General features: G+C 27.8%; 13 protein-coding genes. 8 read left to right on the forward strand and 5 right to left on the reverse strand.

Annotated features, from left to right (window positions below; translation table 11 throughout):
- Positions 1-103 precede the first annotated feature (103 nt).
- From NQ543_RS00685 to noc, 4 genes are all read left to right on the forward strand, one after another.
- Complete coding sequence (locus NQ543_RS00685) at positions 104-607, forward strand: hypothetical protein (RefSeq protein WP_004610731.1); 504 nt, start codon at positions 104-106, stop codon at positions 605-607.
- 118 nt (positions 608-725) lie between these two features.
- The gene (gene mnmG, locus NQ543_RS00690) at positions 726-2,588 is read left to right on the forward strand and encodes a tRNA uridine-5-carboxymethylaminomethyl(34) synthesis enzyme MnmG (protein WP_004610730.1); all 1,863 of its coding nucleotides are present in this window, start codon (positions 726-728) and stop codon (positions 2,586-2,588) included.
- A 3-nt stretch (positions 2,589-2,591) separates the two neighbouring features.
- Positions 2,592-3,293, forward strand: coding sequence for a 16S rRNA (guanine(527)-N(7))-methyltransferase RsmG (gene rsmG, locus NQ543_RS00695; protein WP_004610729.1), 702 nt, complete (start codon positions 2,592-2,594; stop codon positions 3,291-3,293).
- Between the two features lie 8 nt (positions 3,294-3,301).
- A complete protein-coding gene (gene noc / locus NQ543_RS00700; protein ID WP_004610728.1) occupies positions 3,302-4,069 on the forward strand; it encodes a nucleoid occlusion protein in 768 nt (255 codons plus the stop codon).
- Positions 4,070-4,102: 33 nt separating this feature from the next.
- Here the strand turns inward: noc and NQ543_RS00705 are convergent, their stop codons facing one another.
- Entirely contained in the window at positions 4,103-4,912 is an 810-nt protein-coding gene (locus NQ543_RS00705) for a MerR family transcriptional regulator (RefSeq protein WP_004610727.1), read from the reverse strand.
- 257 nt (positions 4,913-5,169) lie between these two features.
- On the opposite strand from NQ543_RS00705, the gene NQ543_RS00710 reads away from it, so the two are divergent.
- The 3 genes from NQ543_RS00710 to NQ543_RS00720 all read left to right on the forward strand — a co-directional run bounded on the left by NQ543_RS00710 (position 5,170) and on the right by NQ543_RS00720 (position 9,265).
- The gene (locus NQ543_RS00710; protein ID WP_004610726.1) at positions 5,170-6,909 is read left to right on the forward strand and encodes an ABC transporter ATP-binding protein; all 1,740 of its coding nucleotides are present in this window, start codon (positions 5,170-5,172) and stop codon (positions 6,907-6,909) included.
- Positions 6,893-8,668, forward strand: a complete 1,776-nt coding sequence (locus NQ543_RS00715; RefSeq protein WP_004610725.1) for an ABC transporter ATP-binding protein — start codon at positions 6,893-6,895, stop codon at positions 8,666-8,668. The genes NQ543_RS00710 and NQ543_RS00715 overlap by 17 nt, the downstream gene beginning before the upstream one ends.
- Before the next feature lie 63 nt (positions 8,669-8,731).
- Positions 8,732-9,265: a putative immunity protein gene (locus tag NQ543_RS00720; protein ID WP_039904767.1), complete on the forward strand. Its 534-nt coding sequence runs from the start codon at positions 8,732-8,734 to the stop codon at positions 9,263-9,265.
- A gap of 22 nt (positions 9,266-9,287) precedes the next feature.
- Here NQ543_RS00720 and NQ543_RS00725 read toward each other — a convergent pair whose 3' ends face one another.
- Positions 9,288-9,800 (reverse strand): dUTP diphosphatase, encoded by a 513-nt coding sequence (locus NQ543_RS00725; protein WP_004610723.1) that lies wholly within the window; start codon positions 9,798-9,800, stop codon positions 9,288-9,290.
- A 112-nt stretch (positions 9,801-9,912) separates the two neighbouring features.
- Here NQ543_RS00725 and NQ543_RS00730 point away from each other — a divergent pair, with 112 nt between their 5' ends.
- Complete coding sequence (locus NQ543_RS00730; protein ID WP_039904766.1) at positions 9,913-10,758, forward strand: hypothetical protein; 846 nt, start codon at positions 9,913-9,915, stop codon at positions 10,756-10,758.
- 114 nt (positions 10,759-10,872) lie between these two features.
- On the opposite strand, the gene NQ543_RS00735 is transcribed toward NQ543_RS00730, so the two are convergent.
- From NQ543_RS00735 to NQ543_RS00745, 3 genes are all read right to left on the reverse strand, one after another.
- On the reverse strand, positions 10,873-11,136 hold the full coding sequence (locus NQ543_RS00735; protein WP_004610721.1) for a hypothetical protein: 264 nt from the start codon (positions 11,134-11,136) through the stop codon (positions 10,873-10,875).
- Positions 11,137-11,258: 122 nt separating this feature from the next.
- Positions 11,259-11,570 carry a hypothetical protein gene (locus tag NQ543_RS00740; RefSeq protein ID WP_004610720.1) on the reverse strand — a complete coding sequence of 104 codons (312 nt, stop codon included), beginning with the start codon at positions 11,568-11,570 and terminating at the stop codon, positions 11,259-11,261.
- A gap of 270 nt (positions 11,571-11,840) precedes the next feature.
- Positions 11,841-12,761: a hypothetical protein gene (locus tag NQ543_RS00745; protein WP_004610719.1), complete on the reverse strand. Its 921-nt coding sequence runs from the start codon at positions 12,759-12,761 to the stop codon at positions 11,841-11,843.
- Between the last annotated feature and the right edge of the window lie 159 nt (positions 12,762-12,920).

Here is a 12,920-nt window from a genome sequence, read left to right on the forward strand (position 1 = left end):
GCCTGTCTTTTTTATTTAATGTGAATATTTATTTAACAATCACATAATTATACGAAATTTTATTTATAAAATCTTATTTAAATTGAAGAGAGGATTTAATAAAATGGGAAAAATAAAAAAATTTTTTAGTAAACCAGTGTTTACATTAGTATGCTATGTTATGGCAATATTAACAATTATCTACTTGTTTTACACAGTCAAATTAGCGAATGATACTGTAGAAATGTATATAACTCAAGGAACATTAAGTTGGTCAGCAAATTTTTTAGAAATTATTTCATTTTTTATAAGTAATTGTGCAAGTTATATATTTTATAGTTTTGCTTTTATTTTCTTTGGCCGTGTAATTGATGGTGTAAGAATAAAAGATAATTCAAAAGAAGAAACTCAAGAAGAAATTGATGAAGAAGTAAAAGAAGAAATTAGTGAAGAAAATGCAGAAAAAAAAGCTGATAACGAAGAAGCTGGTGAAAAGATAATTGAAAAAAATGTAAACGATGATGAAAAATCAACAGATAAAATTATTGAAGAAAATATAGTTGAAGAAGTTGATAACAAAGAAATTGATGAAAAAATAACAGATGTAGCTAATGAAGATAAAAATTAAAATAATAAACAGTTATTCTCTTGTTGTAAAACAAGAGTTTTTTTGATTGTAGGGGGATAATTGTTTTAAAAATAATAAATTTGTAGTACAATAGATTAGGATTAAGGAGGGATATGTAATGTATGATGTAATTGTAGTTGGTGGTGGTCATGCGGGAATTGAGGCAGCATTGGCGCCAGCTAGAATGAAACAAAAAACAGTTTTAATAACTGCAAATTTTGATAATGTTGGAAGCCTTCCTTGTAATACCTCAATTGGAGGGCCGGCTAAAGGAATAATTGTCCGTGAAATTGATGCTTTAGGTGGACAAATGGCAAAAACAGCTGATGAGACATATTTACAAATGAAAATGTTAAATACTGCTAAAGGTCCAGGGGTACAATCTTTAAGAGCTCAAGCTGATAAAAAAGCTTATCCTAGATATATGCAGGCAGTTTTGAAAAAACAAGATAATTTAGATATTATTGAAGGTATGGTAGAGGATTTAATGGTTGAAGATAACTGTGTAAAAGGGGTTATTTTGGCTAATGGTCAAGAAATTATTGGAAAAACTGTGATTTTAACAACAGGAACATATTTAAAAGCAGAAATATTATGTGGTGATCAAAAGCATGCTAGTGGTCCTGATGATCAAGAAGAGTGTAAATATTTATCAACACGTTTAAAGGAGTTAGGATTACGAATTCAACGTTTAAAAACAGGGACTCCTCCTAGAGTGGAGATAAATAGTGTTGATTATTCTAAAACAAGTTTACAGCCTGGTAGTGATGCAAAGTTAGCATTTAGTTATCAAACAAATAAGTTTATTCCAATAGATGAGCAAGTACCTTGTTATTTAACATATACAAATGAAAAAACGCATAAAATAATAAAAGAAAATTTGCATCGTTCAAGTATGTATGGTGGTTATGTTAGTGGGGTTGGACCTCGATATTGTCCATCAATAGAAGATAAAATTGTTAAGTTTTCTGATAAACCACAACATCAAATCTTTTTAGAACCAGAGTCTAAGGAAATGAATACTATTTATGTTCAAGGTTTTTCAACATCATTACCACATGATGTTCAAGAAGAAATGATTAGAACGATTCCAGGACTTGAACATTGTAAAATCTTGAAATATGCCTATGCTATTGAATATGATGCAATTGATCCATTACAACTTTGGCCATCATTAGAAACAAAAATCATTAAAAACTTATTTACAGCAGGTCAAATTAATGGAACAAGCGGTTATGAAGAAGCGGCTAGTCAAGGATTGATTGCGGGTATTAATGCAACGTTAAAAAATCAAAATAAAGAACCATTAATTTTAAAACGTGATGAAGCATATATTGGTGTTATGATAGATGATTTGGTAACAAAAGGAACAGAAGAACCGTATCGTATGTTGACTAGTAGAGCTGAATATCGTCTATTAATTCGTCATGATAATGCTGATGAAAGATTAATGAAATATGGTCATGATGTTGGTTTGATTAGTGATGATATTTATCAGCAATATTTAAATAAAATGTCTAATATTTTTAATGAAATCGCTCGCCTTGATACAATTAGATTTACGCCAAAGCATCCAATTAATGATGTATTGGAACAATTAGGTTCAACACGATTAAATGAAGGAATTAGTGCTAAGGAGTTAATTAAAAGACCGGAACTTGATTATGAAAAGATTTTACCATTTATAGATGCACCTGATTTAAATGAAGAGGAAAGAAAAAGAATTACTATTTTAATTAAATATAAGGGTTATATTGATAAGGCAATGCGTCAAGCTGAAAAACAAAAGAAAATGGAAGAAAAGAAAATTCCTGAAGATGTTGATTATAATGAAATTAGTAATTTAGCTTTAGAAGCAAAACAAAAACTAAGTAGTATTCGTCCTTTGACAATTGGTCAAGCATCAAGAATTTCAGGAATAAATCCTGCTGATATTTCAGTATTATTAATTTATTTGAAACAAAAGTATAATGAGGAATAATTTATGTCTAAAGAAGAATTTATTGAATTATTGAAAAATAAAGGAATTATACTAAGTGATAAACAAATTGAGCAATTTGATAAATATTTTAAGTTATTAGTTGAATGGAATGAGAAAATGAATTTAACGGCTATAACTGATGAAGAAAGTGTTTATTTAAAACATTTTTATGATTCAATTACAATTGCTTTTGATTTTGAATTTGCTAGTCAAAGTATTGTTGATGTAGGTGCTGGAGCCGGATTTCCGAGCATTCCTTTGAAAATAATTTATCCTGATTTGAAAGTGACAATTGTTGATTCACTTACAAAAAGAATTACTTTTTTAAACCATTTATTTGGAGCTTTAGAATTAACTAATTGTAAAGCAATTAGTGCTAGAGCTGAAGAATATGCTAAAGAAAATCGTGAAAAATGTGATGTTGTAATGGCAAGAGCAGTTGCTAGATTAAATATATTAGATGAACTTTGTTTACCGCTTGTTAAAGTAGGAGGATATTTTTTATCATTAAAAGGACTTAAAGCAGATGAGGAATTAAATGAAGCTAAAAAAGGTATTGGGATTTTAGGGGGAAAAGTAGGGAGTGTAAATGATTTTACTTTAACTAATGATAATCATCGAAGTAATATTATTATAAAGAAAGTAAAAGCAACACCTAATAAATATCCCCGCATGTTCGCTAAAATTAAAAAACAACCATTGTAGGAGAGAATATGTTAGAGAAAGTATATAAACAAATTGATATAAATAAAATTGAAGCAAATGAAAATCAACCTCGCAAAGTATTTGATGATGAAAAAATTGAAGAATTAGCAACTTCAATTAAAGAAAATGGATTGATTCAACCAATAATTGTTCGTAAATATAATCGTAATTACCAAATAATTGCTGGTGAAAGACGTTTTCGAGCATGTAAGCTAGCGGGTTTGAAAACAATTCCTTGTGTAATTAAAGATATTGATGATAAACAAGTTGATACATATGCAATTATTGAAAATATCCAACGTGAAAACTTATCACCAATAGAAGAAGCTAGTGCATATAAGACATTGATTGATACATATAATATGAATCAAACTGAACTAGCAAATAAAGTTGGAAAAAAACAGTCAACGATTGCTAATAAGTTAAGACTATTAAAATTATCGGATGATGTAAAATATGCTTTAAAAGCTAAACAAATTACAGAACGTCATGCTCGCGCAATGTTATCTTTGGATGAACAAAAACAACAAGAAGTATTAAAAGAAGTCTTAAAAAAATCATTAAATGTAAAACAAACTGAAACATTGATTAATAAACCAGTTAAAACTAAGGAAAAACCTAAAAAGGTAACAACTAAAATATCAAAAAACTTCAAAATTGCGATGAATACAATTAATCAGGCAATTGATTTGATTCAAAAATCTGGTATAGATGTTACAAGTGAAACACAAGAAGCAGACGAAGAATATGTAATCACATTAAAAGTAAAAAAATAAGGATGTAATAATTCAAGTATTACATCTTTTTTCTTATTCATCAATTTCCATGGTGATACGAGTAAGATAATTATCTTTTGATGCTTCACAAACATCAAAAAGAATATATTCTTCATATGCAAACTTACCTAATTTAATATTATGTTCTTTAGCGTAATCTAGCATACGAAGATATGAATCATATAATTTATCATAACTACCATGATGATAACCACATAAATAATGACCAGCTTTTTTTATAAATGTATGTTTAGTAATATTATTAGAAGTAGTAAATAAGTAAGAATAGTTATAAATCTGATTATTATAAATATTATCAATTTCTATCATCACTCCGACAAATTCACCTGTAATGATATGATTGTTTTCGATAAATGATGTGTATTCATTCATAAAGTTAGAAAAATCTTTAGAAGATGAATTTTCTGAGTTGGCAGATAGTAATAATTTTGTTTCATCTAAGTATTCGATTTTTATTTCATTATAGTTAGCATTTAAAGCATCGCTAGTAAGTGTTTTGAAATTTTTTAACATTTCATGAATTTGTTGTAGTTCATTGATATATTCAATTAATTTATGTTCTTGTTGATTTAATAATTCTAAAAATAATTGCGGATTTCTTTTATCTAAATATGTTTTAATATCTTTTAATGACATTCCTAGTTTTTTTAGGGCCATAATTACTTTAAAAGTGTCATATTGATGATAAGAATAATAACGATAACCTTTTTCGTTAACATAAATTGGTTTAAATAAATCAATTTCATCATAATGAAAAAGAACATGTTTTTCAATGCCACATATTTTAGCAAATGTTCCACAAGTTAATAATTTTTCTTTCATTTAAATCCCCCTTGACTATAAGGTAACCTTATAGTCTATTATAAAATAGACCATCTGATAATACAATTAAAAGACTAACTAAAGGATTATGAAATATAAGTTAGTCAATTTTTGTGTAAAATAATAAAGATATTTGTTTATTAAAAGAGATTAGTTGAATATTTAAATAAAATATTCAAGCTACAGTAAACAATTGTATTTAAATTAGAGGAAAGGAGTGAAGTATGATATTTTAGTCCAATTATCATACAAGGGGAATGAAATTAATATTAAGATATTTAAAGAGATATAAATTATTATTCTTTTTTAATGTATTATCTGTATTTGGATTTATTTTAGTAGAATTAGGAATTCCAACGATTGTAGCGACCATGATTGATACAGGTGTTGCTAATAAAGATGTAAATTTTATTTATATGATGGGAGGCTGCATAGCTTTAGTTTCATTTATTGGAGTTGGAGGAACAATTGCCCTAGGATACTGCTGTGCTAAAATTTCTACAGCGATAACTCATGATATTCGAAATGATATTTTTATAAAAGCTCAACAGTTTACTGCAAGTGAATTTAATAAAATTGGAATATCTTCAATGATTACAAGAACTAATAATGATGCTTTTCAAATACAACAATTTGTTAATGTATTGCTAAGAACTGCGTTAATGACACCAATTATGTTTATTTTTAGTTTTATTATGACAGCAAGAGCTTCGCTTCCATTATCATATATTATTGCTGCAACGATTCCATTAATTATTTTAGGGGTTGTTTTTGTTGCTAAAGTAACGAAACCAATATCTGAAAATCAGCAGAAATCGTTAGATGATCTAAATCGAATTTCAAGAGAAAATCTAAGTGGGATTAGAGTTATTAGGGCATTTAATAATGATGATTATGAACAAAAACGTTTTAATAAAACAAATGATGCGTTTACTACTTTTTCTAAGAAATTGTTTAAAATTATGTCAATGACACAACCAATATTTTTTATGTTGATGAATATTGCTGGTTTATCAATCTATTGGGTAGCATCTCATTTAATTTCGACTGGTTCTTTAGAGATTGGACAATTAGTGGCTTTTATGGATTATTTATTTCATGCGATGTTTTCAATCATGTTATTTTGTACCGTATTTATGATGTACCCTCGAGCTGAAGTATCTGCAAAAAGAATTGAAGCAGTTTTCAATTTAGATCCATTAGTAAAAAATACGATTCAAGATAATGTTGTGGATGATGAAACTACAATTGAATTTGACCATGTGACTTTTGTGTATCCAGATGGAGAGGAACCTGTTTTATCAGATGTTACATTTAAGGCTAAAAAAGGTGAAATGGTTGCATTTATTGGTAGTACTGGTTCTGGAAAAAGTACCTTGGTTAATCTTATTCCAAGATTTTATGATGTAACAAGTGGAAGCATAAAGATAAATAATCAAGATATTCGAAATTATGATCTTTTAAAATTACGTGATATGTTAGGAGTAATTCCTCAAAAAGCTATTTTGTTTAGTGGTAGTATCGCAGAAAATATTAGATTTGGGAAAAAAGATGCAACTATGGAAGAAATTGAACATGCAGCTAAAATTGCTCAAGCATATTCGTTTATTATGGAAAAAGAACATGGTTTTGATGAAGAAATTAGTGAGGGAGCAACAAATGTATCAGGTGGACAAAAACAACGTTTAAGTATTGCTAGAGCATTAGTACGTAAAGCTCCAATTTATATTTTTGATGATTCCTTTTCAGCTTTGGATTTTAAAACTGATGCAACTTTAAGACATGAGTTAAAAAAGGAATTAAAGGATTCAATCATGTTAGTAATTGCGCAAAGAATATCTAGTATTATGGAAGCAGATCAAATTATTGTATTAAATGAAGGAAAAGTAGTGGGACATGGAAAACATCATCAATTGTTAAAAGAATGTAGTATTTATCGTGAAATTGCAATTTCTCAATTAAGTGAAGAGGAGTTAGGTTATGAAAAAGAAGCGTAATTTGAAAAAGACAGTAAGTGGCTTAATGCCTTTTATCAAACCATATAAATGGAATTTTGTAATTGCAATTTTAATGATCCTGGTTTTTAATATTACGATTGTTCTTGCACCTACTTTTGAAGGAATGATTACAACTCAATTAGCTAGTGATATTGCTAAAAGTAGTGGTCTAAGTAATATAAATATTAATTTTAATGCAGTTTTAAAAATTATTATTTTATTATTTATAATTTATATTTTTAAAACAGTATCTCAGATGATATCGGTAGTCTTTCTTACAAATGGGATCCAACATTCAATGGAAGATTTACGTAATGCTTTGCAAAATAAAATTCGTAAATTACCAGTAAGATATTTTGATAATCATCATTTTGGAGATGTATTGAGTAGAATAACTAATGATGTTGATGCTGTATCTAATGCTTTGCAACAAAGTTTTACCCAAATTATAAGCGGAATTTTAATGGTAACATTAGCACTTACAATGATGTATATTATTAATCCTAAAATGGCAATTGTAGGAACAATGATTATTCCACTATCTTTAATAATTACAAGAATTGTTGTAGGAAAAAGTCAAAAGTTATTTAAAAGTCAACAAGATACGTTAGGTAAACTTAATAGTACAATTACAGAAATGTATACAGGTTATAATGAAATTCTTTTATATAATCAACAAGATGAAGCTATTGATAAATTTAAAGAAATAAATAAAGATTTAAAAACTAATGCTTTTAAAGCACAGTTTGTTTCATCAACAATAGCACCTTTAAATTCGCTTGTAACTTATTTAGCGATTGGAACAGTTGCAGTAATTGGAACAGCCGAAGTAATTACTGGAACATTTTTAGTTGGACAATTACAAGCATTTATTCGCTATATTTGGCAAATTAATGATCCATTATCACAAATATCTAATTTATCAGCTCAAATCCAAGCAGCTTTTGCAGCATTAAGTAGAATTGTCGAATTATTGGAAGAACAAGAAGAAATACCTGAAGCTTCACCTGCAAAACATATTGAAAATGTTCAAGGTAATGTTCAATTTGAACATGTACAATTTGGTTATTATGAAGAGAATTTAATGAAAGATTTAAATGTTAATGTAAAAAGTGGTCAAATGGTAGCAATCGTAGGACCAACCGGTGCTGGGAAAACAACTATTATTAATTTATTATTACGTTTTTATGATGTTAAAGGCGGTAGTATTAAAATTGATGGTGTTGATATTCGTGATTTACCAAGAGAAGAATTACGTTCGATGTTTGGGATGGTATTACAAGATACGTGGTTATATTCTGGTAGTATTTATGATAACATTCGTTATGGGCGTTTAAATGCTCGTAAAGATGAAATAATTCAAGCTGCAAAAATGGCTAATGTTCATCATTTTATCAGAACATTACCAGGAGGTTATGATTTTCATATTAATGAAGAAGCTAATAATATTTCTCAGGGTGAAAAACAGTTATTGACTATTGCTAGAGCTATATTAAAAAATCCACAAATTTTAATTCTTGATGAAGCAACATCATCAGTCGATACAAGATTAGAAAAAATGCTTCAAGATGCGATGCAAAAAGTAATGCAAGGAAGAACTAGTTTTGTTATTGCCCATCGTCTATCGACGATTAAAAGTGCGGATTTAATTTTAGTTATTAATAATGGTGATATTGTGGAACAAGGAACACATGAAGAATTATTAGCTAAAAAAGGTGAATATGAAAAGTTATATAATTCACAATTTGCTAAAAATTAAAGTAAGCAAAATTGCTTACTTTTTTGATTTATGATAGATATGAATAAAAGTGTGGGAGAGATTATGTATCAGGATGTAGAAATAAGATTAAAAAAGAAAAATAAAATATTGTTTTCTTTTGATAGTGCATGTTTACAAGAATTGATTGCTTTGATGGAAATCCAAAATAAAAGAGTATTAGTTTTATGGGCGTTTGAATGTGTTTTAAAGCCATTAGAAATTTTTGAACAACAGTATCCAAATGAACTTAGACCAAGAAATGCATATGATATGTGCCAACAATGGGCTAGTGGAATGATAAAAATGCCAATAGCTAAAAAAGCAATTTTAGATTGTCATCGTGTATGTAAAGAAATAGATGATATATATTATATTTCTTTATGTCATGCTATTGGACAAGGATTATCTACAGTTCATGCAAGAAAACATGCAATGGGACTAGCTTTTTATGAATTAAGTGCAATTGTTTATAAAAATCGTGACAATTATCAAGAAGAAGTCAATAATAAGATTAAGTATTATTTAGATAGATTGTTTTATTATCAAGATAATATAGATAAGATAGAACGAAAATGGGCACAATTTTTGCTAAAATAAAAAGATTGCACAAACAATCTTTTTATTTGTTTGTAGAACCAAAACCACCATTACGTTGATCAGTTGTATCATCATCTTCAACAAGACCAAAAGGCATGAATATACCTTGAGCAAAACCTTGTCCAGCATTTAATTCTACAGTTTTATTTTCATTACTATCATTTGTAATTTTAATAAAAATATGGCCTTCATTATCACTATTAAAATAGTCACTATCAATTATCCCTACAGTATTATTTAATTGAAGACGATATTTAAATCCTAATCCACTTCTTGGAAAAATAGCTAAAAACCATCCTTCATTAATTTTAACTCTAATTCCAGTAGGAATATTGATGGTTTCTTGAGGTTTTAATGTAAAATTAATTGGAGTATAAAAATCATATCCAGCAGAACCAATAGTTGCTCTTTTAGGAAGCTTGATTGTTTCATATATGTTTTCAATTTGAGATTCATCATAATTATCAAGAGTATTTTTAAAGTCGTTAATAAATTGTTCTTTTGATATTTTTAGAAATTTTGCTATTGTTTGCATAGTATCTCCTTTTTTATATTTTTTAGATTATTATACACTAAATAAAAAAAATTAAAAGAATTTAGTATTTTTAATGAAAAAAAGTTATAATTATAAAAAAGGAGGACAAATGATGAAAAAGGTTATAAATGTATTTTTAACTATAATAATGGCTTGTGTTGTGGTATTGCTAGTAATTAGTTTATCAATTCGAACAATATCAACTAAAACAATTAGTAATGCATTTTTTGAAGAAGAAGTAAGTAATAATATGAAAGAAGTTTTAGCGAACACTTTTCCTGATGTAAGTAGTGAAAATATTGATGTACTGGAAAATGTAATAAAGGATAATGAAGCTATAAATGAAGTAGCAAATGATTTATTGAATCATATTAGTGATTCAATTAGTAGTGGTAATAAAGTCGATAGTGAAACAATATTAAATGAAATATCAGTTGCTATAGATCAAAATGTCCCTGTAATAGAAGAAGCACTAGGAAAAGATATTCCTGAAGAACAAATAAAAGAAATTCAAAATAAATTAACTGATGAAGATAGTAACTTAAAAAATCAAATCGATCAAACAGTTGATAAAATAGAAAATATGGATTCTTCGGCTAAACAAGTTATTAAAACATATGATGCGTTGAATAATAACGTAACAAAGATATTATGTATTATAAGTTTAGTTGTGATTATTGTGTTACTTGGAATTATTAACAAGTCATTTTTTAAGTGGTCATTGTTTTCAGGAATTTCATTAATTGTATCAGGAGTTATTGTGGGAGTGATAGTACCAATGATAGTTAATGTAGTAGAGGTCGCTATTGGTCAAAGAATTTTAGGTACAACGATAGATATAGCAGTCAATAGTTTGAATATAGCGGGGATTATTTGTGCTGTTATAGGTATAGTATTAATTATTGTATATGCTATTTTAAATCGTCGATATCGTACATATGATAGACAATATTATTAAAATATATAAAGAAAAGATAACCGAGTTATGGGTTATCTTTTTAAATTAAAAAATAAATTTTTATTTATCAAACACTCAACTTTAATATATTATTTTTCTAATATTCAAGTTCTTTTAATATTTTTCAGCTTCTGGTTTATACTCAGCTTGCGCTGAAACATAAAGAATTGTGTTGCTGATATGAATTTTTGCTATATAAAGTGTTTTGTTTTCTACTGAATAAAACTCATGAACTATTCCGTGAGAGTCTTTAATCTCTTCGTTTGATATAGGAAGTGTCATACTATTAAATAATACACTATCACTTTCTATTGTATCTATAACAACAAAATCTATTTTGATATTATCATCGTTAAATGAGTATGCTTCTTTAAGCATAGAACCTACTTTTCAATTCTGGCTTAGTTTAGTCGATGTATCATTAGCTGTATAACCAGCAGCATCAACGATTTCTATGAATTGATCTGTTTTTATGAGACGAATACCTGGAAACAGTTTTATTAACAAAAAGTACCACCTAACAATATCAAAACAACCAAAATTCTTAAAGCCAGATTTCGATTATTCTTGTTCGTTTTATTGGAGTTGATATGTTCTTCAGGTGGAAGAATTTCCTTTTCTTTCATTTCACCTTTGTGCCGTATCTTACAAGTGAGTGCCCGAGCGCCAGATAGGAAAAATCCGATTGTGATAAATATTGTTCCAGAGGCAAGAAAAGGTACTAAATTTTTAATACTTGGTGTTAAAATATCGGTTGAACTTTCTGGTTCACTAGGATTGTACTTTATTTTGATTTTATCGTACAGTTTCATTGCTTTACTTCTATTTTAGAGTTTATTTCTGTCAACTTCGTATTGATAGGTAATATCATAATTGACATGACGATTATGATGAGTACCCGAATACTCACTTAAAATATCGCTAATAAGCAGTTGCGGAAATCCAGTCTTTTTGATTATGTTCATTTATGTAGTTGTAAATACCTTCACCGATCATTTGAATACCAAGAATTAATACAATAATTCCCATTATTCTAAAGATTATTGTAAAAATTGTTCCTTTTTTTATAATTATGCCATTTTTTAACTTTTTGCTGCTTCTATTCTGTCTTTTAATATATTCACTTCATATTCATGAATTTGTTGCTCGTATTGAAATTCATGTTTTTCCCCTTTATTATCGATAAATTCAAAATAGAAGTAATAATTTCTGTGTAATGAACCGTTACCGTAACTTCGGTGTTTTACAACTCTTTTAACCTTTCGACGGTCTGCAATTTCACTATATTTGTAGTACCGTCCGTTAAATGGAGTTGTTCGACAGTAAAAACTATTATTTTTGATTTTAATTTGAAAAAATAAGTAATAATTAAACAGAAATAAAGCAATGATAATAACTATTATAATACTTGGAATAATAATAAAATTAAAACTAATTTCTTTGATTAAAAAAGCATCAATGAAAGCAACTACAGCAAGTATTATCATACCAAACGTAATTCTTGTTTTGCCAAAAACTTTACCGTCAATCAAATAATCTTCTTTTTCTTTTAGGGTGTTTGTCTTGATACTTTGTGTCTTAGTGTTTGCTCGTTTAATTAAATAAGCAACGCCTTTTTTATCATTATAGAAGAACTGGAAACGAATCATTTTTTTGTTATAAAGTGCAATATTACAATATTCACCTTGTCCACCATTTTGAGATCTACCGGAGTTGATCCATGCTTTTTCAATATCGTCATAAGTATAATACTTTCCGTTATTGATGCTTGTTTGATAATAAAAGCCCTCATCAAAAATCAGCACTTTATAAAATAAAAGACGGTATATTGCAAGTATAAAAACAAGTACCATCAATGTAGTAAAAATTTCTGCAAATATGACTGCTTTGTTGTTTGTTTTGTACAGCCATAGTGTAAGTAGGCAAAATAAGCCAGACATTAAAAATGTCAAAATTACAGGTGTTTTACCACTTTCTATTTTATATTTCCATGCTTTATCCAAATTAAATCCCCCCGAATACAACTCTTTTGTATCAATTATAATTTATTGTATCTCTTTGTTTTGATAAATTCTATATTTTTACTTAAAATAATTTTTTCTTGATAGCTCAATTAATTGATCATTTTTGGATCAGGGGTAAGATGATGTAATATTGTGTAA

It is taken from the genome of Thomasclavelia spiroformis DSM 1552 (assembly GCF_025149465.1).
GTDB lineage: Bacteria > Bacillota_I > Bacilli_A > Erysipelotrichales > Coprobacillaceae > Thomasclavelia > Thomasclavelia spiroformis.

What these genes read in the sequence shown, in the direction of transcription:
- noc (WP_004610728.1), top strand. Translation starts at nt 3,302, where the DNA reads ATGTTAGAGAAAGTATATAAACAAATTGATATAAATAAAATTGAAGCA.
- rsmG (WP_004610729.1), top strand. Translation starts at nt 2,592, where the DNA reads ATGTCTAAAGAAGAATTTATTGAATTATTGAAAAATAAAGGAATTATA.
- NQ543_RS00735 (WP_004610721.1), bottom strand. Translation starts at nt 11,136, where the DNA reads ATGCTTAAAGAAGCATACTCATTTAACGATGATAATATCAAAATAGAT.
- NQ543_RS00715 (WP_004610725.1), top strand. Translation starts at nt 6,893, where the DNA reads ATGAAAAAGAAGCGTAATTTGAAAAAGACAGTAAGTGGCTTAATGCCT.
- NQ543_RS00730 (WP_039904766.1), top strand. Translation starts at nt 9,913, where the DNA reads ATGAAAAAGGTTATAAATGTATTTTTAACTATAATAATGGCTTGTGTT.
- NQ543_RS00740 (WP_004610720.1), bottom strand. Translation starts at nt 11,570, where the DNA reads ATGAAACTGTACGATAAAATCAAAATAAAGTACAATCCTAGTGAACCA.
- NQ543_RS00685 (WP_004610731.1), top strand. Translation starts at nt 104, where the DNA reads ATGGGAAAAATAAAAAAATTTTTTAGTAAACCAGTGTTTACATTAGTA.
- mnmG (WP_004610730.1), top strand. Translation starts at nt 726, where the DNA reads ATGTATGATGTAATTGTAGTTGGTGGTGGTCATGCGGGAATTGAGGCA.
- NQ543_RS00710 (WP_004610726.1), top strand. Translation starts at nt 5,170, where the DNA reads ATGAAATTAATATTAAGATATTTAAAGAGATATAAATTATTATTCTTT.
- NQ543_RS00720 (WP_039904767.1), top strand. Translation starts at nt 8,732, where the DNA reads ATGTATCAGGATGTAGAAATAAGATTAAAAAAGAAAAATAAAATATTG.
- NQ543_RS00725 (WP_004610723.1), bottom strand. Translation starts at nt 9,800, where the DNA reads ATGCAAACAATAGCAAAATTTCTAAAAATATCAAAAGAACAATTTATT.
- NQ543_RS00705 (WP_004610727.1), bottom strand. Translation starts at nt 4,912, where the DNA reads ATGAAAGAAAAATTATTAACTTGTGGAACATTTGCTAAAATATGTGGC.